The organism is Leifsonia sp. RAF41 (assembly GCF_052114085.1).
Lineage (GTDB): Bacteria > Actinomycetota > Actinomycetes > Actinomycetales > Microbacteriaceae > Leifsonia.
This window is the reverse complement of record NZ_JBFREB010000001.1, coordinates 1,836,248-1,861,252: the sequence shown is the minus strand read 5'-3', so window position 1 is coordinate 1,861,252 and position 25,005 is coordinate 1,836,248. Positions and strand designations below refer to the sequence as shown.

Genomic DNA, 25,005 nt, shown 5'->3' with positions numbered 1-25,005 from the left:
CTCAAGCGCGCGGCCCGGCCCCGGAATCGGTTCCGCTGTGAGCGAGAGCCGAACGCAGTGTCGGTGGTCCTTCCTAGACTGGAGGCATGCTTCCCACGCGCTCCGTCCGTCCCTTCGAGGTCGTCAGCGAGTACTCGCCCAGCGGTGATCAGCCGCAGGCGATCGCCGAGCTCGCCGGTCGCATCAACGCCGGCGAGACCGATGTCGTGCTGTTGGGCGCGACGGGCACCGGCAAGTCGGCGACGACGGCGTGGCTGATCGAGCAGGTGCAGCGTCCGACGCTGGTTCTCGCCCACAACAAGACGCTGGCAGCCCAGCTGGCGAACGAGTTCCGCGAGCTCATGCCGAACAACGCGGTCGAGTACTTCGTCTCGTACTACGACTACTACCAGCCCGAGGCATACGTCCCGCAGACGGACACGTTCATCGAGAAGGACTCCTCGATCAACGCGGAGGTCGAGCGGCTCCGCCACTCGACGACGAACTCGCTGCTGAGTCGGCGTGACGTCATCGTCGTGTCGACCGTGTCGTGCATCTACGGTCTCGGCGCTGCAGAAGAGTACCTGGAGGCGATGGTCGCGCTGCAGGTCGGCCAGAGCGTCGGGCGCGATGCGCTGATCCGCCGGTTCGTCAACATGCAGTACGAGCGCAACGACGTCGACTTCTCGCGCGGCAAGTTCCGCGTGCGTGGCGACACGATCGAGATCATCCCGGTCTACGAAGAGCACGCGATCCGGATCGAGCTGTTCGGCGACGAGATCGAGGCGCTGTACTCGCTGCACCCGCTGACCGGAGACGTGATCAGCAAGATGGACGCGGTGTCCGTGTTCCCGGCGACGCACTACGCCGCGAGCCCGGCCACGATCCAGCGGGCCATCGGCACGATCCAGGAGGAACTGGGCGAGCGGCTGCAGGAACTCGAGCGCGAAGGCAAGCTCCTCGAGGCTCAGCGACTCCGCATGCGGACTCAGTTCGATCTGGAGATGATGGAGCAGATCGGCTTCTGCTCGGGCATCGAGAACTACTCGCGCCACATCGACGGCCGCAGGCCGGGTGAAGCTCCGCACTGCCTGCTCGACTATTTCGCTGACGACTTCCTCGTCGTGATCGACGAGTCGCACGTCACCGTGCCCCAGATCGGCGCCATGTACGAGGGTGACGCGTCGCGCAAGCGGACGCTGGTGGAGCACGGCTTCCGCCTCCCGAGTGCGCTCGACAACCGCCCGCTGAAGTGGAACGAGTTCAAGGACCGCGTCGGTCAGACCGTGTACCTGTCCGCCACCCCGGGCAAGTATGAGCTCGGCATCGCGGACGGCGTCGTCGAGCAGATCATCCGACCGACCGGTCTGGTCGACCCTGAGATCGTCGTCAAGCCGACGAAGGGCCAGATCGACGACCTCCTGGAGGAGATCCGTCTCCGGGTGGAGCGCGACGAGCGCGTGCTGGTCACGACCCTGACCAAGAAGATGGCGGAAGAGCTCACCGACTTCCTCGGGGAGGCCGGGGTCCGGGTGCGCTACCTGCACTCCGACGTCGACACCCTTCGACGCGTCGAACTGCTCACCGAACTCCGCGCCGGCGTCTACGACGTGCTGGTCGGCATCAACCTGCTGCGTGAAGGACTCGACCTTCCGGAGGTGTCGCTGGTCGCCATCCTCGACGCCGATAAGGAAGGCTTCCTGCGGTCGTCCACCTCTCTCGTCCAGACGATCGGTCGTGCGGCGCGAAACGTCTCGGGTCAGGTGCACATGTACGCCGATGTGCTCACCGACTCGATGAAGAACGCGATCGAAGAGACCGAGCGCCGGCGGGACCGGCAGATCGAATACAACCGAGTCAACGGCATCGATCCACAGCCGCTGCGCAAGCGCATCGCCGACATCACGGACATCCTGGCGCGCGAAGAGGCCGACACGGCACGGATGCTTGCCGGGCGAGACCAGAAGCGCAAGAGTCCGACCCCGAACCTGCGCAACGGAGGAATCGCGGCCCAGGGCGCAGCCGAACTCGAAGGGCTCATCGCCGACCTCAATCAGCAGATGCTGGCGGCGGCGGGCGAATTGAAGTTCGAGCTCGCAGCGCGGCTGCGCGACGAGTTGTCCGACCTCAAGCGCGACCTGCGGCAGATGGATAAGGCCGGGCACCTGGGCTGACTTCGCCGCGCGCCCGTGGGTGCGTCCCGCGGCGAGCGCGAGCGGGCTACGGTGGCAGGGTGGCAGCGAGGACGACGGGACGGTGGCGCTGGACCCTCGCGGTGTGCGCCGTGCTGGTGGGCGTCGCGGTGATCGCTGTCGCCTTCCAGGGGGCTCCCGAGTTCACGGGACCGCGGGTGCTCCTCCCACAAGGACCGGCGCTCACCGGCCGGCCGCAGCCACCGGTGAGCGGGAGTCCTGCGCCCCAGCAGGACGTCCAGCAGATCCGGATCGACCTGTCCTGGGTACTGGTCGCCCTCACCGTGCTCGCCATCGTCATCGCGCTCGCGCTGCTGTGGCGGTTACGACGTCGCCCGGCACCCCGACCCGAGCTGCCGCCCCTCATCGACGTCTCCTCGGCGGAGGTCTCCGAGGCACCCCAGGACACGGCGAACGAGCCGGAGCCGGAGCATGTGCGCCGTGGGCTGGACCGCGCCTCGGCCGAGCTCTCCGAAACCCGGGAGCCTCGCGACGCGATCGAGCGCGCCTGGGTCGGGTTGGAGGAGGGCGCGGCCGACTCCGGCGTCCGGCGGCTCCCGGCGGAGACTCCCGCCGAGTTCGCGACGCGTGTCGTCGCCCGCGTCGCGGCCGACCGTGACGCGGCCCAGCGCTTCCTCGCCCTCTACCTCCGTGCGCGCTTCAGCAGCGCGGTCGTGACACCGGACGACGTGAAGAATGCGCGCGGTGCGGTCGAAGCGCTGCGCGCATCCTGGGGCGCAGAGCCGCCGCGCAGCCGACCGTCGACGTCCGCAGACCGCTTCGGAGCCCGGCCGTGAGGCGCCGCTTGCCCCCGCGGATGCTGCGGAGACTCATCCTCAGCGCGGCGCTCGGGATCGCGCTCGGCTTCGCCGCCTGGTACCTGGGCATGGATGCGGCGCACGCGATCGGCCTCGGCGCGGCAACCTTCGCGTTCGCCGCCTGCCTCTCCGCGCTGGGCGAGGCGGCCGATATCACCTGGGCGGTTCCCGCCCCGCAACCCCGGCTCGGCGCCCGGCGCGACCTGTCCCAACTGGGGTGGTCTCTCGGTGCCCGGGGTGGCCGCGCGTCACCGGAGGGGGTCCGCCGGCTCCGCTTGGTGGCCGAACGCGCACTGTCGTTGCGAGGGCTCGACCTGGAGGATCGCGCGTCCGACCAGGAGCTCGAACGGCTGCTCGGGGCGGAAGCGTTGCGGCTGCTCCGTCGCGGCTCGGGAGTGGCCCCGCCGCGCACCGCCGCGGTGGCTGCCGCGCTCGCCCGGCTGGAGGCCCTCGATCCCGCGTCGCCCGCGCCAGCGTCGTCCCCGCCCCCGGCGCCTGCACCACCCGCAGCATCCGCATCCAGACGATCCGCACCCGCCCCGACCGACCAGGAGCCGCCCCGTGCCCGCTGACCCGACCACCCCGACCACCCGGTCCGCCCCGCCTCTCGCGATCCCCGACGTCGCACGCCTCGGCGCTGACGTCCTCGAACGGGTGAGCAGCGTCGTCGTCGGGATGCGCGAACCGCTCCGCATCGCGTTCGCCACCATCCTCGCCGGCGGCCATGTCCTGTTCGAGGACGTCCCTGGTCTCGGCAAGACCCTCGCGGCGCGGAGCATCGCGGCCGCGGTCGGCCTCGATTTCCGACGGCTGCAGTGCACGCCCGACCTGCTCCCGTCCGACATCACCGGCTCGTTCGTCTACGTGCCGAGCGCCGCGGATTTCGAGTTCCGTCCGGGACCCGTCTTCACCGGCCTCTTTCTTGCGGACGAGATCAACCGGACCTCGCCGAAGACGCAGTCGGCCCTTCTGGAGGCGATGGCGGAGGGGCAGGTGTCGGTCGAGGGCCGCAGCTTCCCGCTCCCGTCGCCTTTCCACGTCGTGGCGACGGCGAACCCCATCGAGTCGGAGGGCACCTATGCGCTGCCGGAGGCCCAGCTCGACCGGTTCATGGTCCGGCTGAGCGTCGGCTACCCCGACGAGGAAGGGGAGTCCCGCGTCCTGCTCGCCCGCGTGGCGCGCCGTCACGAGGTGGCGACGGTCGAGCCGGTGATCGACGCGCCGACGCTTGCGGCCATGCAGGCGGGAGTCGAAGTGGTCGATGTCGACCCGGACATCGTCGAGTACTGCGTGCGCCTGGCCGCCGCGACGCGCCACCATCGGTCGGTCGAGGTGGGCGCGTCGCCGCGTGGGTCGCAGGGACTCCTGCTGGTCGCGCGTGCGCTGGCGGTGCTGGATGGACGGGATTTCGTGATTCCGGACGACGTGAAGTCGGTCGCCGTGCCGGTGCTCGCCCACCGCCTGACGCTGACCGTGCAGGCCTGGACCAGCGGCGTTCGGGCCGAGCAGGTGGTGTGGGAGGTGCTCAACACGGTCGCGGGTCCCCCTGCTGTCGGCGCCGCGCAGCGCGCGGAGGCCGCCGGCCGATGAGCGGCGGGAGCAGTGGCCGATGACCGAGCACACGCCCGTCGCCGATGCGCCGGCGGCCCGCACTCGGACCGACCACACGCGAACGGAGACCGCGACCGGCTGGATCGCCAGCCCGGCCCTCGCGGGCGCCGTGGTGGTGGGGATCGTCGCCGTGGTCGCCGCGTTCGTGATGACGCGCGTCGAGCCCGCGCTCGTGGGCGCGCCCCTGTTGCTGGCGGCGGCGCTGGGGTGGGACCGGCGACCGCGAAGGACAGCCGGAACGGCGGACCCTCAACCCGCGGACCCCGACGGGATCATCGTGGACACCTCCGTGACCTCCGAAGGAGCAGCCCATCCTGCCGCTGACGGCACGACCGCGCTGGCGGTCAGCATCCATTCCGCCGTAACCCAGCACTCCGATGCCCTGCAACTGCGGCTCGAGTTGGGCGGCTCCGCGCCGGTGGATGCGGTCCTGACCCCGCGCACCGCCGCCGAGACGACCGGCGAGGTGCCGGTCGTGCATTCGGGCCGACAGCGCGTCGCGGCCGTCGCTGCGCGCGCGATCGGCGCGGACGCCGCCTGGGTCGGCACTCCCGGTGAAGACGCGTCGGTCGAACGCGTCGTGCGACCGCGCCGCATGCCCGTCCGCAGCCTGCCGCTCCCGGCACGCCTGCTCGGCTTGACCGGGCAGCACATCTCGACTCGGGCCGGTGATGGCGGCGAGTTCCGCGATATCGATCTGTTCCATCCCGGCGACCGGCTGCGGCGCATCGACTGGCGGGCGACCGCACGGGCCGGGCGGGCGGGGGAGTTGTACGTGCGCCGCACCACGGCCACCTCCGACGCGGCGGTGCATCTGGTGGTGGATGCCCGAGACGACGTCAGCGGGATCGTCGCGGACTGGCCCAAGGCCCACCCGCGCCCCGCGATCTCGTCGCTGGACGTGGCGCGCGAGGCGGCGTCGTCGCTGGCGGGCGCGTACGCAGCGGCGGGCGATCGCGTCGGTTTCGACGATCTGGGGGAGTCGCGCCGGGTGCTGCCGCCCCGCGCCGGTGCGCGGCACCGCGAGCGGGTGCTGCGGGAGATCGAGCTGACGTCGGCCACCGGAACGACGTTCCAGCGCGTCCGCTCCCCGCGACTGTCGCCGGGGGCGATCGTCTACGTGCTGTCGACGTTCCTCGACGACCAACCGTCCACCCTCGCCCTGACGTGGCGCGCAGCAGGCCACCGCGTCATCGCCGTCGATGTGCTGCCGGCGCGGGACGCGCGCGACCTGACGGCCCGCGAACGGCTGGCGTTGCGCACGATCGAGCTCGAGCGCAGACTCCGCCTCCAGCAGTTGCAGGGCGGTGGGGTGGAACTCCTGCCGTGGGAGGACCCGGTGGCGCGCGAGGCGGGGCTGCGCGCACTGACGGCGGGGAGGCGCCGGCGATGAGCGTGGGCGACGGCTCCGCTGGCCCCGATATCGGCACCAGGACCGTGCCCGGCTGGTCGCTCCGCGTCCTGTTCGCCGCGATCGCGTTCCCGCTGCTGCTCGTCGGGCTGCCGCAGGGACCGTGGACGGTGATCGCGAGCCTCCTGGTCGGGGTCGCGGTGTGGCGGCCGCGCTGGCTGACCGCGTGGGTGCTGATGGGCGTGCTGGTGCTGTCGTCGCTGGTGGAGCCGGGCATCCTGACCGCGCGCCTCCTCGCACTCATCGCGGGGGTGCACGCGCTGCATCTGGTCGGCGCGTGGATGCTCGCCGTGCCCCCGACAGCCCGTCTTCAACCGGCCGTGCTCCTGCCGACGCTGCGCCGTTTCGTGGCGATCCAGGTGCCCGTGCAGGTTGTCGCAGTCGCCGTTCTGCTGCCCGCCGGTCGTCCGTCCCTCCCGGCGCTAGCCATCGTGTCCGGGCTGGCGCTTGCGGGGATTGTCGGGATGCTCGTTCCCCCGCTGCTGCGCCGACCGCGGCGCTGACCTCGCCTCGCTGACCGACGCTTTCCGGCTGCCCCGGTACGAATGTCGGTGGTCGCGCCTAGACTCGCGCGTGCAGGGGGTGCCTGCGTCCGACCCGCTAGAATCGAACACACGTTCGAGGTCTCGGGCGCGGTGCGCGGTGGGCGAACAGCCCCCGAAATCACAGCATGGATGGCGGAGAATAGAGCGAGTGAGCAGCGGGCGAGTGAACAACGATCGAATGCACGGGGAGACCGGCGACATCACCGGCAACATCAGCAGAGTGACGGGGTCGCACCTGAGTGTGCGCGGGGCGCGCGTGCACAACCTCCACAACGTCGACCTCGAGATCCCGCGCGACTCGATGGTGGTCTTCACGGGTCTGTCCGGATCGGGCAAGTCGTCGCTCGCGTTCGACACGATCTTCGCGGAGGGGCAGCGCCGCTACGTCGAGTCCCTGTCCGCCTACGCTCGGCAGTTCCTCGGCCAGGTGGACCGGCCGGATGTCGACTTCATCGAGGGTCTGAGCCCGGCGGTGTCCATCGACCAGAAGTCGACCAACCGCAACCCGCGTTCGACGGTGGGAACGATCACCGAGATCTACGACTACATGCGTCTGCTGTGGGCGCGCATCGGCGTGCCGCACTGCCCGATCTGCGGTGAGCGCATCCAGCGCCAGACCGTCCAGCAGATCGCCGATCAGCTGATGGAGCTGGAGGCGGGCACCCGGTACATGGTGGTCAGCCCGGTCGTCTCGCAGAAGAAGGGCGAGTTCGTCGACCTCTTCAAGGAGCTGGCCGCGAGCGGCTACTCCCGTGCGCTGGTCGACGGCGAGCAGGTGCAGCTGTCCGACCCGCCCACGCTGAAGAAGCAGGTCAAGCACGACATCTCGGTCGTCGTCGACCGCCTCGTCGCCGGCCCCGACATCCTCGGCCGACTCACCGACTCGCTCGAGACCGCTCTCCGCCTCACGGATGGCCTCGTTCAGATCAACTACGTCGACCGCGAGGGCGCAGCCGCGTGGCAGAACTTCAGCGAGAAACTGTCCTGCCCCAACGGCCACCCCATCCAGCTCACCGAGATCGAGCCGCGGACGTTCTCGTTCAACGCTCCCTTCGGCGCCTGCCCCGAGTGCTCAGGACTCGGCACACGCATGTCGGTCGACGACGACCTGCTGCTGGGTGACGACTCCCTGAGCATCTCCGAGGGTGTCATCGTGCCGTGGACCACCCAGGGCAAGGGTCTCTTCAACTATTACGAGAAGCTGCTCGACGGCCTCGCGCGCGACCTGAAGTTCTCGCTGAAGACGCCGTGGGGCAAGCTCCCGGACAACGTGAAGGACGCCGTCCTGCACGGCGACAACTTCGAGGTCAAGGTCAAGTGGAAGAACCGCTACGGCCGCGAGATGTCCTACACATCCGGCTTCGAGGGCGTCGTTCCCTACATCGAGCGTCAGTACCTCCAGGCCGAGACCGACACGCAGCGCGCGCGCTGGTCCGAGTACCTCCGCGAGGTCCCGTGCCCGGTCTGCGGTGGCAAGCGTCTCAAGCCCGAGGTGCTCGCGGTGCTCGTGCACGGCGCGAGCATCGCCGACGCCTCCCTCCTGAGTCTGAGCGACGCGCGCGCATTCATGGAGAAGCTGCACCTGACCGAGCGCGAGCAGAAGATCGGCGCGCAGGTGCTGCGCGAGATCAAGGTCCGCCTCGACTTCCTCATCCAGGTGGGCTTGAGCTACCTCGACCTCGCGCGCGCCGCCGGCACGCTGTCCGGTGGTGAGGCCCAGCGCATCCGGCTGGCGACCCAGATCGGCTCCGGTCTGACCGGAGTGCTCTACGTGCTCGACGAGCCGAGCATCGGTCTGCACCAGCGCGACAACCGCCGCCTGATCGACACCCTCGTGGCCCTGCGCGACCTGGGCAACACACTGATCGTCGTCGAGCACGACGAAGACACGATCCGGACGGCCGACTGGGTGGTCGACATCGGTCCCGGAGCCGGCGTCAACGGCGGACACGTCGTCCATTCGGGCTCCTACGACCAGCTGCTGAAGAACACCGACTCGCTGACCGGCGACTACCTGGCCGGAAGACGCGAGATCCCGACCCCCGCGAAGCGTCGCAAGATCGACAAGAAGCGGATGATCCGGGTGGTGGATGCGGAGGCCAACAACCTGAAGAAGGTGACGGTCGACTTCCCGCTCGGCACGTTCGTCGCCGTCACCGGTGTGTCCGGATCCGGCAAGTCCTCGCTCGTGAACGACATCCTGTATCGGGTGATGGCCAACAAGCTCAACGGCGCCCGCAAGGTGCCAGGTAAGCACCGCACGGTGACCGGGCTCGAGAACCTCGACAAAGTCGTGCACGTCGACCAGGCGCCGATCGGCCGTACCCCGCGATCCAACCCGGCGACCTACACCGGCGTCTTCGACCGCATCCGGACCCTGTTCGCGGAGACCCCGGAAGCCAAGGTCCGCGGGTATCTGCCCGGTCGGTTCAGCTTCAACGTGAAGGGCGGACGCTGCGAGGCGTGCTCGGGTGACGGCACGATCAAGATCGAGATGAACTTCCTGCCCGACGTGTACGTCGCGTGCGAGGTGTGCGGGGGAGCGCGGTACAACCGCGACACGCTCTCCGTGCACTACAAGGGCAAGAACATCGCCGAGGTGCTCGACATGCCGATCAGCGAGGCGGCGGAGTTCTTCCGCCCGATCTCGGCCATCCACCGGTTCCTGCAGACCCTGGTCGACGTGGGCCTCGGCTACGTCCGCCTCGGGCAGAGCGCCACGACGCTCTCCGGTGGTGAGGCGCAGCGCGTGAAGCTTGCGACCGAGCTCCAGCGCCGCTCCAACGGACGCAGCGTGTACGTGCTCGACGAGCCGACGACAGGTCTGCACTTCGAAGACGTCCGCAAGCTCCTCCTGGTGCTGAACGGCCTGCTCGACAAGGGCAACACCGTCATCGTCATCGAGCACAACCTCGACGTCATCAAGTCGGCCGACTGGATCATCGACATGGGGCCGGAGGGCGGCTCCGGCGGCGGCGAGATCGTCGCGACCGGGACGCCGGAGCGGGTGGCCGAGGCGCCAGGCAGCCACACGGGCTTCTTCCTCAAGGAGATCCTGCAGGGCGAGTCCGCCCGGGGCGCCGCGTAAGGCGCACCGTGGCAGACACCGTCAGCTACCGGCCGAAGGCCGGCGAGATCCCGACGCAGCCAGGCGTGTACCGGTTCCGTGACAAGAACCGGCGCGTGCTCTACGTGGGCAAGGCCAAGAACCTCCGTGCGCGGCTGAGCAACTACTTCCAGCCGCTGCGCAGTCTCCACGAGCGCACCCGGCGCATGGTCACGACCGCGTCGAGCGTCGAGTGGACCGTGGTGGGCACCGAGTTCGAGGCCCTCCAGCTCGAGTACACCTGGATCAAGGAGTTCAACCCGCCGTTCAACGTCAAGTTCCGCGACGACAAGACCTACCCGTATCTCGCGGTCACGCTCGGCGACCGCGTCCCGCGCGTGATGATCACCCGCAACCGCAACATCAAGGACGCGCGGTACTTCGGGCCGTACACGAAGGTCTGGGCGATCCGCGAGACGGTCGATCTCATGCTGAAGGCCTTCCCGATGCGAAGCTGCTCGGACGGCGTGTACCGTCGCGCCGAGCTGACCGGCCGTCCCTGCCTGCTCGGTGACATTGGCAAGTGTGCGGCGCCGTGCGTCGGCCGGATCACGCCGGAGGACCACAAATCGCTGGCGATCGACTTCGCCTCCTTCATGGCGGGAAACGACAGCGGCTACCTGCGCGATCTCAACGACAAGATGAAGCAGGCCGCGAGCACCATGGACTACGAGTCCGCCGCTCGGCACCGGGATGCCATCCAGGCGCTCGAGGGCGTCCTCGGCAAGAGTGCGGTCGTGCTGACCGACAGCGTGGACGCCGACGTCTTCGGCATCGCGCACGACGAGCTCGCCGCAGCGGTGACCCAGTTCATCGTGCGCGGCGGTCGCGTCCGCGGTGTCCGCAGCTGGGTGGTCGACAAGGAGCTCGACGTCGACCTCGGCGAGCTGGTGGAGACCGTCGTCCAGAACGCGTACGACGGACCGGACGCACCGCCGCGGGAGATCATCGTCCCCGAGCTTCCGGAGGACACGGCCGAGCTGGAGCAGTGGCTCACGCAGCGCCGCCGGGAGACCCCCGACCCGTCGGCTGCGCGCGGCCGGCACACCGGCCGTGTCGAGCTGAAGACCGCGCAGCGCGGCGAGAAGGCCGCCCTGGCGCAGACGGTCGCGATGAACGCGAAGAACGCGCTCATCCTCTACAAGACCCGGCGGAGCTCCGACTTCGTGGCGCGTTCGAAGGCGCTCAACGACATCCAGGACGCCCTCGGAATGGACGATGCTCCGCTTCGGATGGAGTGCTACGACGTCTCGCACCTCAGCGGCACGAACATCGTCGCCTCGATGGTCGTGTTCGAGGACGGCCTGCCGCGCAAGGACCAGTACCGCCGCTTCAGCATCCCCGAGTCCACGGACGACACCGAGTCGATCTACCAGGTCATCTCGCGACGGCTGGCCTACCTGAAGGATGCGCCCGTCCCGGCCGGGGCGGCCGACGCGGCCGACTCCGCAGACGAGGCGGGGCAGTCCGATCAGGTGGACGAGGACACCGCGCTTGACGCGGAGGGCGCGGCCGGGGCCGACGAGGTGGTCGAGGAGGCCGCCGAGCGACGGCGACGCAAGTTCTCGTACCCGCCGAACCTGCTCATCGTGGACGGCGGACAGCCTCAGGTCGCCGCAGCCAAGCGGGCCCTCGACGAGTCGGGCGTGACAGGCATCCAACTCGCCGGCATCGCCAAGCGCCTGGAGGAGATCTGGCTCCCCGACTCCGATTTCCCGGTCATCCTGCCGCGCAACAGTGACGCGCTGTTCCTCATCCAGCGCCTCCGCGACGAGGCGCACCGGTTCGCGATCACCTACCAGCGGGCGCGCCGCAAGCGCGACATCGGCACGGTGCTGGGCGAGATCCCGGGTCTCGGGCCGTCGCGCGTCAAGGAGCTGCTGAAGCACTTCGGGTCGGTGGCGCAACTACGCAAGGCGACCCCGGAGCAGATCGCGGAGGTGCGCGGAGTCGGCATCAGGACCGCCACCGCCGTGTTCGAGCGGCTGGCCGAGACCGGTCGTGGCGACGGCGACCGCGCGGATGTGCGTGCCGAAGACGGTCAAGCGGCGGCCACCAGTCGCTAGGCTGGAGACACACCAGGCAGCGGAGGAGACCGGTCCATGGCCACCGACGGCGACACAGTCGCAGACGCCCAGCAGCAGCAAGAAGTACTCATCGTCACCGGGATGTCGGGCGCCGGCCGCTCGACGGTCGCCAACGCGCTCGAGGACCTCGACTGGTACGTGGTCGACAACCTCCCGCCGCAGATGTTGCGCCCCCTGGTCGAACTCGCCAACCGCGCGGAGTCGGGGCTGCCGCGCATCGCCGCCGTCGTGGACGTCCGCGGACGCAACTTCTTCGCTGACCTGCGCGAGATGATCCTGAGCCTCCGCGAGGGCACCAAGGTGCGCGTGCTGTTCCTGGAGGCGTCGGATGCGGTGCTCGTGCGCCGCTTCGAGCAGGTGCGCCGCCCGCACCCGCTGCAGGGCGACGGCACCATCCTCGACGGGATCTCCGCCGAGCGGACCCGCCTGCGCGAGATCCGGGAGGCCGCCGACATCATCGTCGACACCTCCGACCTCAATATCCACCAGTTGGCCACCAACATCACCGACACTTTCGCCGCTGAGGATGCGGCCGACGTGCAGGTCACCGTCATGAGCTTCGGATTCAAGTACGGGCTGCCCGCCGACGCCGACATGGTGGCCGATGCGCGGTTCCTTCCGAACCCGTTCTGGAACCCCGAGCTGCGGCCGCACACCGGCCTCGACGAGGTCGTCCGCGACTTCGTGCTCGAGCAGAACGGCGCCGAAGAGTTCATCCGCGGATACGTCTCTGCGCTCCGCCCGATCATGGCGGGCTACCAGCGCGAGAACAAACGACACGCTCTGATCGCGATAGGCTGCACTGGCGGAAAGCACCGGTCCGTCGCGATTGCGGAAGAGCTCGCGGCACGGTTGCGCAGTTTCCCGGGTCTGGCGGTGAACACCAAACACCGCGACCTCGGCCGTGAATGATCCCGGCCCATCCATCCACGGCACCATCCCCGCCATGAGACAGTAAGGAATCCGATTGGCTCTCACCTCCGACGTCAAGGACGAGCTCACGAAGGTCGAGGTCAGCAAGACCACGGTCCGCGCGGCAGAACTGGCCACGATCCTCCGGTTCTCGGGCGGCCTGCACCTCATCGGCGGGCGGATCGCGGTGGAGAGCGAGCTGGACACCCCCGAGCTCGCGCGTCGGGTGCGCAAAGACCTGGCCGAGCTCTACGGCGTCCGCAGCGATGTATCCGTGATCTCGGCATCCGGCCTCCGCCGCACCAGCCAGTACCTGGTGCGGGTGCTCGACGGCGGCGAGACGCTCGCGCGCCAGACGGGGTTGCTGGATGCGCGCCGCCGGCCGATCCGCGGCCTCCCGAACCGCCTGACCACCGGCTCCCGCGACGAGCTGGCCGCCGTATGGCGCGGCGCGTTCCTCGCGCACGGCTCGCTCACCGACCCGGGCCGCTCTGCAGCTCTCGAGGTCACCTGCCCGGGCAACGAGGCCGCCATGGCGCTGGTCGGCGCTGCCGGCCGGCTGGGCATCGCCGCGAAGGCGCGGGAGGTCCGCGGCGTCCACCGGGTGGTCATCCGCGACGGCGAGGCGATCAGCGCGATGCTCGTCGCGATGGGCGCCGTCGAGACGGTCAAGAACTGGGAGGAGTTGCGCCAGCGCCGCGAGGTGCGCGCCAACGCCAACCGCCTCGTCAATTTCGACGACGCGAACCTGCGTCGCTCGGCTCAGGCGGCCGTCGCCGCGTGCTCCCGCGTGCAGCGCGCGCTGGAGATCCTCGGCCCCGACGTTCCCAAGCACCTGCAGTACGCGGGCGAGCTGCGCCTCGCGCACCGTGACGCCAGCTTGGACGAGCTGGGGCACCACGCAGACCCGCCGATGACCAAGGATGCGGTCGCCGGCCGGATCCGCCGCCTCCTCGCGATGGCCGACAAGCGCGCGAGCGACCTGGGGATCCCGGGGACGGATGCGAACCTCCCCGCAGATCTGGACGAGGTGTAGTTTTTCTAAGGTCGAACAACAACAACAGTGGAGATGAGTAATGGCTGACTACACGCTGCCGGACCTTCCGTACGACTACTCGGCTCTCGAGCCGAACATCAGCGGCCGGATCATGGAGCTGCACCACGACAAGCACCACAAGACGTACGTCGACGGCGCCAACACGGCGCTCGCGAAGCTCGCGGAGGCCCGCGACGCCGACGACCTGACCTACGTCAACAAGCTGGAGAAGGACCTGGCGTTCAACCTCGCCGGCCACGTCAACCACACCGTGTTCTGGAACAACCTGTCTCCGGACGGCGGCGACAAGCCGGTCGGCGAGTTGGCGGCCGCGATCGACGAGTTCTTCGGCTCGTTCGACAAGTTCCGCGCGCACTTCACGGCGTCGGCACTCGGCATCCAGGGCTCCGGCTGGTCGATCCTGGCCTGGGATTCGCTGGGCCAGAAGCTCATCATCGAGCAGCTCTACGACCACCAGGGCAACCTCGCCGCTGCGACCGTCCCGCTGCTCATGCTCGACATGTGGGAGCACGCCTTCTACCTCGACTACGTCAACGTGAAGGCCGACTACGTCAAGGCGTTCTGGAACATCACCAACTGGTCCGACGTCAACGACCGCTTCGTCCGCACTCGCGAGAAGACCGCGGGTCTCCTGCTACTGTCGTAACCAGGATGGCGTCCCGGGAGGGAGCCTCCCGGGACGCCGACGTCCGCAACAACCACCAACAAAGTGCGCCGTGCGGCGCCCATCGAGTAACTGGAGACATCTGTGTCCGTAAAGATCGGAATCAACGGGTTCGGTCGCATTGGTCGTAACTACCTGCGCGCCGCCCTCGCGAAGGGCAGCGACCTCGAGATCGTCGCGGTGAACGACCTCACCGACAACAAGACGCTCGCGCACCTGCTCAAGTACGACTCCATCACGGGCCGTCTGGATGCCACCGTCGAGCTCGACGGAGACAACATCGTCGTCAACGGAAAGCCGATCAAGGTCCTCGCCGAGCGCGACCCCGCCAACCTCGGTTGGGGCGACCTCGGCGTCGACGTCGTCATCGAGTCGACCGGCCGCTTCACCAAGGCCGACGACGCGCGCAAGCACATCGAGGCGGGCGCCAAGAAGGTCATCATCTCCGCTCCGGCCACCGGTGAAGACGCCACCTTCGTGATGGGTGTCAACGAGCACCTGTACGACCCGGCGTCACACAACATCATCTCCAACGCGTCCTGCACCACGAACTGCCTCGCGCCGCTCGCGAAGGTCTTCAACGACGAGTTCGGCATCGAGCGCGGTCTGATGACCACGGTCCACGCATACACCGCCGACCAGAACCTGCAGGACGGCCCGCACTCCGACCTCCGCCGCGCCCGCGCCGCCGCGATCAACATCGTGCCGACCTCCACCGGTGCCGCGAAGGCCATCGGCCTGGTCCTCCCGGAACTGAAGGGCAAGCTCGACGGCTTCGCCCTCCGCGTCCCGGTGCCCACCGGTTCCATCACCGACCTGACGGTCACCGCTTCGCGCCCGGTCACGATCGACGAGGTCAAGGCCGCGTACAAGAAGGCCGCCGAGGGTCCCCTCAAGGGGATCCTGAAGTACACGGAGGACGAGATCGTCTCCAGCGACATCGTGTCCGACCCGCACTCGTCGATCTTCGACTCGGGTCTGCTGCGCGTCCTCGGCGACCAGGTCAAGCTCTCGAGCTGGTACGACAACGAGTGGGGCTACTCCAACCGCCTGGTCGACCTGACCGAGTACGTGGCCGAGCGCCTCTAACGACAGGGAACCGACGTGACGCTCCGCACTCTCGACTCACTCGGTTCGCTCGCCGGACAGCGTGTCGTCGTCCGCTGTGATCTGAACGTGCCCCTCGAGGGCACGAAGATCACGGACGACGGTCGCGTGCGAGCGTCGATTCCCACCCTGAACGCCCTGATCAATCAGGGCGCGAAGGTGGTCGTGATCTCCCACCTCGGGCGCCCTGACGGCGCGCCCGACGCGAAGTACAGCTTGGCGCCGGTTGCCCAGCGGCTCTCCGAGCTGCTGGGCAAGCCGGTGACCTTCGCCCGCGACACGGTCGGCCGCGGCGCGAAAGATGCCGTCGACGGTCTGAAGAACGGTGACGTCGCCCTGCTCGAGAACCTCCGGTTCAACCCGGGGGAGACCGCGAAGGACGAAACCGAGCGCAAGGCGTTCGCCGAGAAGCTCGCCGCCTTCGGCGACGCGTTCGTGTCCGACGGCTTCGGCGTCGTGCACCGGAAGCAAGCCAGTGTCTACGAGCTCGCGCAGCTGCTGCCGAGCGCGGCGGGCACGCTCATCCAGGCCGAGCTCGAGGTACTCGACCGGCTGACCGAGAACCCCGAGCGGCCGTACGCGGTCGTCCTCGGCGGCTCCAAGGTCTCCGACAAGCTCGGCGTGATCGGCCACCTGCTGCCCAAGGTGAACTCGCTCCTCATCGGCGGCGGGATGCTGTTCACGTTCCTCGCGGCGCAGGGGTTGAAGGTGGGCTCGAGCCTGCTGGAGTCCGACCAGATCGACACCGTGAAGGGCTACCTGGCGAAGGCCGAAGAGCTGGGCGTCGAGATCGTGCTGCCACGCGACGTCGTGGTGGCGTCGAAGTTCGGCGCCGACGCGGAGCACGCCGTGCGCCCGATCGATGCCATCGAGGACACCGACTGGGGAGACAAGGGCCTGGGGCTCGACATCGGTCCCGAGACGGCCGAGCTGTTCTCCGAGTACGTGCGCAACTCGCGGACGGTGTTCTGGAACGGTCCCATGGGTGTCTTCGAGCTCGCGCCGTTCGCGGCCGGCACCAAGGCGGTCGCCCAGGCATTGACGGAGGTCGACGGTCTGAGCGTCGTCGGCGGCGGCGACTCGGCCGCAGCGGTCCGCGCCCTCGGCTTCCGCGACGACCAATTCGGTCACATCTCGACGGGCGGAGGCGCCAGCCTCGAGTTCCTCGAGGGTAAGCGACTCCCCGGACTGGAGGTCCTCGGATGGCAGCAGTGAGCCCCTCGGTGCGGCGCGTTCCGCTCATCGCCGGCAACTGGAAGGTGAACCTGGACCACCTCCAGGCCATTGCGTTCGTGCAGAAGCTGGCGTGGACGCTGAAGGACGCGAGCCACGACTTCTCTGCGGTCGAGGTGGCGGTCTTTCCGCCGTTCACCGACCTGCGCAGCGTGCAGACGCTGATCTCGGCCGACAAGCTCCCGCTCGCCTTCGGCGGACAGGATGTCTCCGAGCACGAGTCCGGCGCCTACACGGGCGAGATCTCGGCGGCCTTCCTGGAGGCGCTGGAGTCGCGCTACGTGATCATCGGCCACTCGGAGCGGCGTACGCTGCACGCCGAGACCGACGAGCAGGTGGCAGGAAAGGTCGCGGCCGCCCTGAAGCACAACATCGCACCGATCATCTGCGTCGGCGAGACGGCGGAAGACCTGGAAGTGCACGGGGCGAGTGCCGTCCCGGTCGCCCAGCTGCGCGCCGCACTGGCGAAGGTCGACTCCGCAGCCGACTTCGTCGTGGCGTACGAGCCGGTCTGGGCCATCGGATCCGGCCAGGCGGCGACTCCCGAGCAGGCCGAGCAGGTCTGCGCGGCGCTGCGCGCGGTGATCGTCGAGCTCCTGGGAGAGGACGTCGCGGCGAAGACGCGCATCCTCTACGGCGGATCGGTGAAGTCGGGGAACATCGCTGGCTTCATGCGCGAGCCGAATGTCGACGGCGCACTGGTCGGCGGCGCGAGCCTCGACGTGGCCGAGTTCGCCGCGATCGTCCGTTATCAGAAGCACGTCGGGCTCTGACCGGTATCACACGGTATACTGGCCGTTGGCTTTCCCCGGGCTCGGCCCGGACGCTTTCCCGAAAGGTTCCCTGTGCTCATTCTCCAGGTCGTCCTGCAGGTGCTGCTGGGCATCACCAGCCTCCTGCTGACGCTGCTCATCCTCCTGCACAAGGGCCGCGGTGGCGGCCTCTCCGACATGTTCGGCGGCGGTGTCACCTCGAACCTCGGTGCATCAGGCGTTGCCGAGCGCAACCTCAACCGAATCACGGTCATCCTGGGTCTCATCTGGATCACCTGCATCGTGGTGCTCGGCCTGATCACCAAGTTCAGCGCGTAAGCGCGTCACTGTAGAAGGAGAACAGCATGGCTTCCGGAGGCAGTGCAATCCGTGGCTCGCGCGTCGGCGCGGGCCCCATGGGCGAGCAGGACCGCGGTTTCCACGCGGAGCGCATCGCCGTCTCATACTGGGACGCCCTCGGCAATGAGACCGTCCGCTACTTCGCGGCGAACCTCCCCGAGGAGGAGATCCCAGACGTCATCGATTCGCCGTCGACCGGGCTCCCGGCTGGCCGCGACAAAGAGAACCCGCCGTCGGTGGCAAAGGCCGAGCCGTACAAGACGCACCTCGCGTACGTGAAGGAGCGCCGCAGCGAGGAAGAGGCCGAGCAGCTGCTCGAAGACGCCCTCAACCAGCTGCGCGCCCGCCGCGGTCGCCCCACCACGAACTAGCCGTCACCTCACGGAGGCCGTCCACCCCTCGGGTGGGCGGCCTTTTTCGTCGTTGCGCCCACAAGGGCTCGCGATGCGCCGCATCCGTGTTTCGCCCACGCCAAGCCGCGATTTGGCGCAAATCGAGGTTCTAGCGCCGCAGTAGCGGCGATTTGGCACAAATCTCCGGCGGCTTGGGCGGCTACACTGCGTGTCAGGCCAGGAGGTGGGGATGCGCGGATCACGGGACGACCGGGCCGACACGCCGCGCGCTCTCGGCGACGAGGTGAGCCGGCTGAGCCTGGTGGCGTTGCTGGAGGAGTCCGTCACCGCCGCTGAGAAGGCCGACGACCTCCTTGCACGCTGCGATGACATCGACGTGACGACAGCAGCGGATGCGCGGCGCGCTCTCCGCCTGCGAGTGTCGTTCGCGGATCTCCAGCGCTGGGTCGACGAGCTCGAGCTCGACGGCAGCGACGCGGAGCTGCGCGACGAGGCAGACAGGCTCCTTGCGTTCTACCTGCACCTCCTGACGCACGCTTTCGACCGCCGCATCGCCTCGGCGGGGCACGGCCGCCGCACGCTCCGCAGCCGCGGCCCATTGACGGGCGCGCCTCGCGCCAGGCTGACGCTGCTGCGCGACCGCCTCCGCGCCAGCGACGCGGGCTGACCCCCAGCGGCAGCCGATACGCGACTGCGGTCGTTCGTCACGTCTGCTGCGCGGCGCGCAGGCGCAGACGTGACGAACGACCGCAGAGACACCCGCAATCGAGCGGGTCAGTACGACGGAGCGATGAGGTTCTCGGGTACGTCGACGGCGGCATCCTTATCGACGAAGAACACCGTGCGCTTCCGGCCCTTGGCTCCCGCCACCGGTACCTCCGTGTAGCTCGCGCCCGCGAGCGCGAGGCCGAGGGCGCTGGCCTTGTCGGTGCCGGAGAGCACCAGCCAGATGCGGTCCGAGGAGTTGATCACCGGACGGGTCAGGCTGAGCCTCTGCGGCGGCGGCTTCGGCGACTCGCGCTCCGCGATCACGGCGAGCTCGGTCTCCCGGATGCCCGGCCGATCGGGGAACAGCGACGCGATGTGGCCGTCCGGTCCGACCCCGAGGAACATGATGTCGAACTTCGGGATGGGCAGGCCGTCAGTACCGAACGCCTCGAGCTCGGCCGCGTATACGCGGGCCGCCTCGTCGATGTCCGGGATCTCGTCCGACGAGGGGAAGGGATGCACGTTCTCCGGCGGCACTGCGATGTGGTCCAGCAGGGCCTCGCGGGCCTGGCGCTCGTTGCGGTCGGGGTCGTCGCGCGCCACGAACCGCTCGTCGCCCCACCAGAAGTGCACCTTCGACCAGTCGATGGTGTCGCGGGCGGGGGAGGCGTTGACCGCCTCCAGCACCGCGATGCCCATCGTCCCCCCGGTCAGCGCGATGTTCGCGCGGCCGAGGTCGTCGAGGATGTCGATCGTCTTGGTGAGGAAACGCGCGGCCACCGACGCCGTCAGAGCCTCTTTGTCCGGGTGAACGAGTACCCGCCGTTCATTCGTCATGCCCTGGCGCCTGCTCCTTCGTCAGAGGTCTCCAACAGTGCGAGACCCTTCGTGATGACCTCACCGTAGAGGTCGTCCGGGTCCAGCCTACGCAGTTCCTCCGCGAGGCAATCGCGCAGGCTGCGGCGTGGCAGCGAGAGATCGTGCGTGGGCTGCCCCGGCTGCGACAGTCGCGCCACGTTGGGGACCTCGCGCGCGAGCTCGATCACGCCGGACGCACGCTCCATTTTGACGCCGTGGATGCCGCCGGAGCCGATCGCGCGCGAGGCGAGGTCGTACTTCACCGGCACCTGCAGCTGCAGACGCAGCCACGCGGCGAGGAGCAGCGTGGAGGGGGAGTCTGCTGCACCGGCCACGTCGACGCCCGTGATGGGCTCGTACGGAGGCTGGTCGAGGACCGCAGCGAGCTGGGCCCGCCACAGGGTGAGCCGGGTCCAAGCGAAGTCCGTGTCGCCTGGGGCGTACGTCTGCCCCAGGTGGAACAGGAAGTCCTGGGGATTCGGCTGCGCCGACGCATCCGTGATCCGGCGGGTCGCAATACGGCCCAGGGGGGAGGTGGATGCCTTCTCGGGTGCGATCCCCGGCCACCAGACCACGACCGGGGCATCGGGGAGGAGCAGGCCGGTGACCAGTCCCTCCTCGTCGCTCGCGGTCTCGCCGTAGGCGCGGAGCACGATGACCTCGCTGGCCCCGGCGTCGCCGCCGACACGGATCTGGGCGTCGAGACGCGCCTCGTCGCCCTTGTGAACGCCGTCGTCGTCGGTCGAGACCACGATGACGCGCATGGGGTGCTCGCGGGAGGCGTCGTTGGCGGCCTCGATGGCCTCCTCCTCCTGCCCGAGGTGGGTGGCGATGATGAGGGTCAGGACGCGGCCCAGGGCCACGGCGCCGCCCTCCTCACGGATCTTGACGAGCGCCTTCGAAATGTTGCTGACGGTCGTCGCGGGAAGATCGACGATCATGGACGCCTCCAAACGCGGCCGTCACGGGCGAGGAGCTCGTCGGCTGACTTCGGGCCCCAGGTGCCGGGGCGGTACTGCTCGGGCTGGCCTTGCGTGGCCCAGAAGTCCTCGATCGGGTCGAGGATCTTCCAGGAGAGCTCGACCTCCTCGTGGCGGGGGAACAGCGGCGGGTCGCCGAGCAGCACATCCAGGATGAGTCGCTCATAGGCCTCGGGGCTCGCCTCGGTAAAGGCGTGGCCGTAACCGAAGTCCATGCTGACGTCGCGCACCTGCATGCCGGCGCCGGGGACCTTCGAGCCGAAGCGGATGGTCACGCCCTCGTCGGGCTGCACGCGGATGACGAGCGCGTTCTGGCCGAGGGCACTGGTCTGCGACTCCGCGAAGAGCTGCTGCGGAGCGCGCTTGAAGACGACCGCGATCTCGGTGACGCGGCGACCGAGGCGCTTGCCCGCCCGCAGGTAGAACGGCACTCCGGCCCAACGCCGGGTGCCGATCTCCAGCTTGATGGCCGCGTAGGTCTCGGTGGTGGACTGGGGATTCATCCCGTCCTCCTCGAGGAACCCGACCACCTTCTCGCCGCCCTGCCACCCGCTGCCGTACTGGCCGCGGGCGGTGGAGGTGGCGAGGTCCTTGGGCAGACGTACGGCCGCGAGCACCTTCTCTTTCTCCGCACGCAGGTCCGCGGCGTTGAACGAGATGGGCTCCTCCATCGCGGTGAGCGCGAGGAGCTGCAGCAGGTGGTTCTGGATGACGTCGCGCGCTGCGCCGATGCCGTCGTAGTAGCCGGCTCGGCCGCCCACTCCGATGTCTTCCGCCATGGTGATCTGCACGTGGTCGACGTAGTTGGCGTTCCAGATCGGCTCGTACAGCTCGTTCGCGAAGCGCAGCGCCAGGATGTTCTGGACCGTCTCTTTGCCGAGGTAGTGGTCGATGCGGAACACCGAGTCCGGCGGGAACACCGTCTCGACGACGGCGTTCAACTCGCGCGCCGACTGCAGGTCGTGCCCGAACGGCTTCTCGATGACGACTCGACGCCAGCCCTCACCGGACTGGTCGGCCAGGCCGGAGCGCTTCAGCTGCTCCGTGACGATCGGGAAGGCCTTCGGCGGGATGGACAGGTAGAACGCGTGGTTTCCCATGGTGCCGCGTGCGACGTCCAGCTCTTCGACGGTCTGCTTGAGACGCTGGAACGCCTCGTCGTCGTCGAACTCTCCCGGCACGAAGCGGATGCCTTGCGCCAGCTGCTGCCACACGTCGTCGTCGAACGGCGTGCGGGCGTACTGCTTGACCGCGTCATAGACGACCTTTTCGAAGTCCTGGTCCTCCCAGTCACGTCGGGCGAACCCGACGAGGGAGAACCCGGGCGGCAGGAGGCCGCGGTTCGCGAGGTCGTACACCGCGGGCATCAGCTTCTTACGAGACAGGTCGCCTGTCACTCCGAAGATGATGAGGCTGCTGGGCCCCGCGATGCGATTGAGACGGCGGTCGGAGGGCAACCGCAGCGGATTGAACTCCGGGGTGATATCCACCGGTGACAAGTGACTGATCTCCTTAATCGGACTCAGTTGACGGCCTCGAACAGCGAGACGACATCCGCCTCGGGGTTCGTGAGCGTCAGAGTCAGCACCGGGCGGCCGTGGTCACCGAGGACGCTGGCGTCGCCGGCGGCCTGGGCTTGGATGAGCTGCCCGAAAGTGAAGGGACGACCGGGGATTTCGAGGTCCTCGGACGCGGCGGCCGTGATCTGAAGGAACACGCCGACTGCGGGGCCGCCCTTGTGGAACTGGCCCGTCGAGTGCAGGAAGCGCGGACCCCAGCCGAACGTGACCGGGCGGTTCGCCTTCGCCGCCAGCAGGTCGCGGATGCCCGCGAGCTGGGGGAGGGCGATGCGGTTGACGTACGCCTGAACCGCCACGTAGCCGTCCGGGCCGAGCTGCGCGAGCAGCGCATCCACCGCGGCGTCGAGCGTGGTCGCCGATCCCAGGAACGAACCGGTGGTCCGCACCTCGATGCCCCCCGCTGTGAATGCCGGGGTGACGGGCTCGGGCCGGTTGTCCAGCAGCGAACGAGCGGCGACCTTCGCGGCCTCCACGTCGGGCTGGTCGAACGGGTTGATGCCGAGGAGGCGACCGGCGACGGCCACGGCGTACTCCCACACGATCAGCTGCGCGCCCAGGCTGCCGGAGACGAGAATCTCGCCCTCGTGCCGGTCGGCCGGGAACAGGTGGTGGGCTTCCGCGTTCGCGACGAGGCGCACGACCTGCAGGTCGGCGGGCTTCGACTCGAGCTCCGGCGCCAGCTTGTCGAGCACGACCGGGAGCAGGCCGGTGCCCTCCTTGCCGGTGGACTCGGCGATCAGCTGCTCCGCCCAGTCCGCGAACCCGACGATGTGAGTGCCGTCCGAGACGATGCCCAGCTTGTCCTTGAGCGGGGTGGTGCCGGCAATCGCGGCGCCCAGCACGAGGCCCGGGTTCTGCGCGTTGTCCACGGCGAGCTCGATCAGCGTCGCCTCCGCCTCGTCGAGCAGTTCGGAGATGTTCACGCCGGCGAGACCGGACGGCACCAGGCCGAACGCGGTCAGCGCCGAGTAGCGGCCTCCGACGTTGGGGTCGGCATTGAAGACGTGGTAGCCGGCCTCACGGGCGGACTGGTCCAGCGGCGAGCCGGGGTCGGTGACGACCACGATGCGCTCGCGCGGGTCGATGCCCGCATCCTGGAACCACTTCTCGTACACGCGGCGCTGGCTGTCCGTCTCGAGCGTCGAGCCCGACTTGGACGAGATGACCACCGCGGTGGCCTCCAGCCGGTCGCGCAGCGCGGCAAGCACCTGACCCGGGTCGGTGGAGTCGAGCACGGTCAGCTCGGCCTCGGCCGTGCGCGTGATGACCTCTGGCGCGAGCGACGAGCCGCCCATGCCACCCAGCACGATGTGGTTGATTCCCTTGGCGTGCAGTTCGCCGCGGAGCGCGTCGATCTCGGCGACCAGGGGCCGCGAGATGGCGACCGCTTCGGTCCAGCCGAGTCGCTTGCTGGCCTCGGGCTCGGCGGCCGGGCCCCAGAGCGCGGGATCCTGTGCCGTGATGCCGGACGCCACCTTGTCGGCGACGAGCTGCGGGACCACGGTGCGGACGGCCTCGGCCGCCGCACCGGTCACGTGGATACGGAACGTCACTTGGACGCCCCCTCGAGAGCGTTCTTCACGGTCTCGACGAGCTCGCCCCACGACACGTTGAACTTGTCGACACCCTCGCGCTCGAGGGTCTCGGTGACCTCGTCGTAGCTGATGCCGAGACCGGCCAGCTTGTCGAGGACATCCTGCGACTCGGCGTAGCTGCCGGTGACGGTGTCACCGGTGATGCTGCCGTGGTCGAAGGTCGCGTCGAGCGTCTTCTCCGGCATGGTGTTCACCGTGTTCGGAGCGACGAGGGCCTCGACGTAGAGCGTGTCGGAGAGGCTCGGGTCCTTGACGCCGGTGGACGCCCACAGCGGGCGCTGCTCGTTGGCTCCTGCCGCGACGAGGCGCTTGGCCCGGTCGGTGGCGAACTCCTGCTCGTACACCTGGTAGGCGAGGCGGGCGTTGGCGATGCCGGCCTTGCTCTTGAGCGCCTCGGCCTCGTCCGTGCCGAGAGCCGACAGCTGCTTGTCCACCTCGGTGTCGACGCGGGACACGAAGAACGACGCGACCGACTGGATGCCGGAGAGGTCGATGCCGGCCTTCTGGGCCCGCTCGAGGCCGGTCAGGTAGGCGTCGATGACCTGGCGGTAGCGGTCGAGGCTGAAGATCAGGGTCACGTTGACGCTGATGCCTTCCGCGATGGTGTCGGCGATGGCGTCGATACCCTCGACGGTCGCGGGGATCTTGATCATGACGTTGGCCTTGTCGACCTTCGCCCTCAGCTTCTTGGCGGTCTCGACCGTCGCTGCGGCGTCGTGGGCGAGGCCCGGCTCCACCTCGATGGAGACGCGGCCGTCGACCCCGTTCGAGCGCTCGTACACCTCGTGGAAGATGTCGCTCGCGTTGGCGACGTCGTCGGTCGTGATCTCGAAGATCGCCTCGTCGACGCTGGCGCCGGCGGCGGCGAGCTGGCGGACCTGCTCGTCGTACGCCTCACCCTTGGCGAGGGCCGCGGCGAAGATCGTCGGGTTCGTGGTCACGCCGACCACGTTCTTCTCGGCGATCAGCTTCTGCAGGCCACCGCTGTTGATGCGCTCACGCGAGAGGTCGTCCAGCCAGATGCTGACACCGGCGGCGGACAGAGCGGCCGTCGGGGTCTGGGTGGTGGAAGTGGTGTCAGTCATTTCGTTTTCTCC

At 68.9% G+C, this 25,005-nt stretch carries 22 protein-coding genes; 17 read left to right on the top strand and 5 right to left on the bottom strand.

Annotated features, from left to right (window positions below; translation table 11 throughout):
* Positions 1 to 86: 86 nt before the first annotated feature.
* From uvrB to AB4Y74_RS08870, 17 genes are all read left to right on the top strand, one after another.
* A complete protein-coding gene (gene uvrB / locus AB4Y74_RS08950; RefSeq protein ID WP_441798744.1) occupies positions 87 to 2,153 on the top strand; it encodes an excinuclease ABC subunit UvrB in 2,067 nt (688 codons plus the stop codon).
* Positions 2,154 to 2,212: 59 nt separating this feature from the next.
* On the top strand, positions 2,213 to 2,968 hold the full coding sequence (locus AB4Y74_RS08945; protein WP_441798743.1) for a DUF4129 domain-containing protein: 756 nt from the start codon (positions 2,213 to 2,215) through the stop codon (positions 2,966 to 2,968).
* Entirely contained in the window at positions 2,965 to 3,561 is a 597-nt protein-coding gene (locus tag AB4Y74_RS08940) for a hypothetical protein (protein WP_441798742.1), read from the top strand. Before AB4Y74_RS08945 ends, AB4Y74_RS08940 begins: the two co-directional genes overlap by 4 nt.
* Positions 3,551 to 4,579 carry an AAA family ATPase gene (locus tag AB4Y74_RS08935; protein ID WP_441798741.1) on the top strand — a complete coding sequence of 343 codons (1,029 nt, stop codon included), beginning with the start codon at positions 3,551 to 3,553 and terminating at the stop codon, positions 4,577 to 4,579. Before AB4Y74_RS08940 ends, AB4Y74_RS08935 begins: the two co-directional genes overlap by 11 nt.
* Before the next feature lie 19 nt (positions 4,580 to 4,598).
* Positions 4,599 to 5,993, top strand: a complete 1,395-nt coding sequence (locus tag AB4Y74_RS08930) for a DUF58 domain-containing protein (protein WP_441798740.1) — start codon at positions 4,599 to 4,601, stop codon at positions 5,991 to 5,993.
* Positions 5,990 to 6,514, top strand: a complete 525-nt coding sequence (locus tag AB4Y74_RS08925; RefSeq protein ID WP_441798739.1) for a hypothetical protein — start codon at positions 5,990 to 5,992, stop codon at positions 6,512 to 6,514. Before AB4Y74_RS08930 ends, AB4Y74_RS08925 begins: the two co-directional genes overlap by 4 nt.
* Positions 6,515 to 6,734: 220 nt before the next feature.
* On the top strand, positions 6,735 to 9,644 hold the full coding sequence (gene uvrA / locus AB4Y74_RS08920; RefSeq protein ID WP_441800420.1) for an excinuclease ABC subunit UvrA: 2,910 nt from the start codon (positions 6,735 to 6,737) through the stop codon (positions 9,642 to 9,644).
* 8 nt (positions 9,645 to 9,652) lie between these two features.
* Positions 9,653 to 11,728 carry an excinuclease ABC subunit UvrC gene (gene uvrC, locus AB4Y74_RS08915; protein ID WP_441798738.1) on the top strand — a complete coding sequence of 692 codons (2,076 nt, stop codon included), beginning with the start codon at positions 9,653 to 9,655 and terminating at the stop codon, positions 11,726 to 11,728.
* Positions 11,729 to 11,764: 36 nt separating this feature from the next.
* Positions 11,765 to 12,661, top strand: a complete 897-nt coding sequence (gene rapZ / locus AB4Y74_RS08910; RefSeq protein WP_441798737.1) for an RNase adapter RapZ — start codon at positions 11,765 to 11,767, stop codon at positions 12,659 to 12,661.
* A 55-nt stretch (positions 12,662 to 12,716) separates the two neighbouring features.
* A complete protein-coding gene (gene whiA / locus AB4Y74_RS08905) occupies positions 12,717 to 13,697 on the top strand; it encodes a DNA-binding protein WhiA (RefSeq protein ID WP_441798736.1) in 981 nt (326 codons plus the stop codon).
* A 40-nt stretch (positions 13,698 to 13,737) separates the two neighbouring features.
* A complete protein-coding gene (locus tag AB4Y74_RS08900; protein ID WP_374010476.1) occupies positions 13,738 to 14,364 on the top strand; it encodes a superoxide dismutase in 627 nt (208 codons plus the stop codon).
* A gap of 102 nt (positions 14,365 to 14,466) precedes the next feature.
* Positions 14,467 to 15,471: a type I glyceraldehyde-3-phosphate dehydrogenase gene (gene gap, locus AB4Y74_RS08895; RefSeq protein ID WP_441798735.1), complete on the top strand. Its 1,005-nt coding sequence runs from the start codon at positions 14,467 to 14,469 to the stop codon at positions 15,469 to 15,471.
* A gap of 15 nt (positions 15,472 to 15,486) precedes the next feature.
* Positions 15,487 to 16,704: a phosphoglycerate kinase gene (locus AB4Y74_RS08890; protein WP_441798734.1), complete on the top strand. Its 1,218-nt coding sequence runs from the start codon at positions 15,487 to 15,489 to the stop codon at positions 16,702 to 16,704.
* A complete protein-coding gene (tpiA, locus tag AB4Y74_RS08885; protein WP_441798733.1) occupies positions 16,692 to 17,495 on the top strand; it encodes a triose-phosphate isomerase in 804 nt (267 codons plus the stop codon). The genes AB4Y74_RS08890 and tpiA overlap by 13 nt, the downstream gene beginning before the upstream one ends.
* Before the next feature lie 72 nt (positions 17,496 to 17,567).
* Positions 17,568 to 17,813, top strand: coding sequence for a preprotein translocase subunit SecG (gene secG, locus AB4Y74_RS08880; protein WP_018191139.1), 246 nt, complete (start codon positions 17,568 to 17,570; stop codon positions 17,811 to 17,813).
* Between the two features lie 26 nt (positions 17,814 to 17,839).
* A complete protein-coding gene (locus AB4Y74_RS08875) occupies positions 17,840 to 18,205 on the top strand; it encodes an RNA polymerase-binding protein RbpA (RefSeq protein WP_441798732.1) in 366 nt (121 codons plus the stop codon).
* Positions 18,206 to 18,416: 211 nt separating this feature from the next.
* On the top strand, positions 18,417 to 18,854 hold the full coding sequence (locus AB4Y74_RS08870) for a hypothetical protein (protein WP_441798731.1): 438 nt from the start codon (positions 18,417 to 18,419) through the stop codon (positions 18,852 to 18,854).
* Positions 18,855 to 18,961: 107 nt separating this feature from the next.
* On the opposite strand, the gene pgl is transcribed toward AB4Y74_RS08870, so the two are convergent.
* From pgl to tal, 5 genes are read right to left on the bottom strand one after another with little or no spacing between them, the layout of a single operon-like run.
* Positions 18,962 to 19,732: a 6-phosphogluconolactonase gene (pgl, locus tag AB4Y74_RS08865; protein ID WP_441798730.1), complete on the bottom strand. Its 771-nt coding sequence runs from the start codon at positions 19,730 to 19,732 to the stop codon at positions 18,962 to 18,964.
* Entirely contained in the window at positions 19,729 to 20,694 is a 966-nt protein-coding gene (locus AB4Y74_RS08860) for a glucose-6-phosphate dehydrogenase assembly protein OpcA (protein ID WP_441798729.1), read from the bottom strand. The genes pgl and AB4Y74_RS08860 overlap by 4 nt, the downstream gene beginning before the upstream one ends.
* Positions 20,691 to 22,232 carry a glucose-6-phosphate dehydrogenase gene (gene zwf, locus AB4Y74_RS08855; RefSeq protein WP_441798728.1) on the bottom strand — a complete coding sequence of 514 codons (1,542 nt, stop codon included), beginning with the start codon at positions 22,230 to 22,232 and terminating at the stop codon, positions 20,691 to 20,693. Before zwf ends, AB4Y74_RS08860 begins: the two co-directional genes overlap by 4 nt.
* Positions 22,233 to 22,255: 23 nt before the next feature.
* Positions 22,256 to 23,866, bottom strand: a complete 1,611-nt coding sequence (locus AB4Y74_RS08850; protein ID WP_441798727.1) for a glucose-6-phosphate isomerase — start codon at positions 23,864 to 23,866, stop codon at positions 22,256 to 22,258.
* Positions 23,863 to 24,993: a transaldolase gene (gene tal, locus AB4Y74_RS08845; RefSeq protein WP_441798726.1), complete on the bottom strand. Its 1,131-nt coding sequence runs from the start codon at positions 24,991 to 24,993 to the stop codon at positions 23,863 to 23,865. The genes AB4Y74_RS08850 and tal overlap by 4 nt, the downstream gene beginning before the upstream one ends.
* Positions 24,994 to 25,005 lie beyond the last annotated feature (12 nt).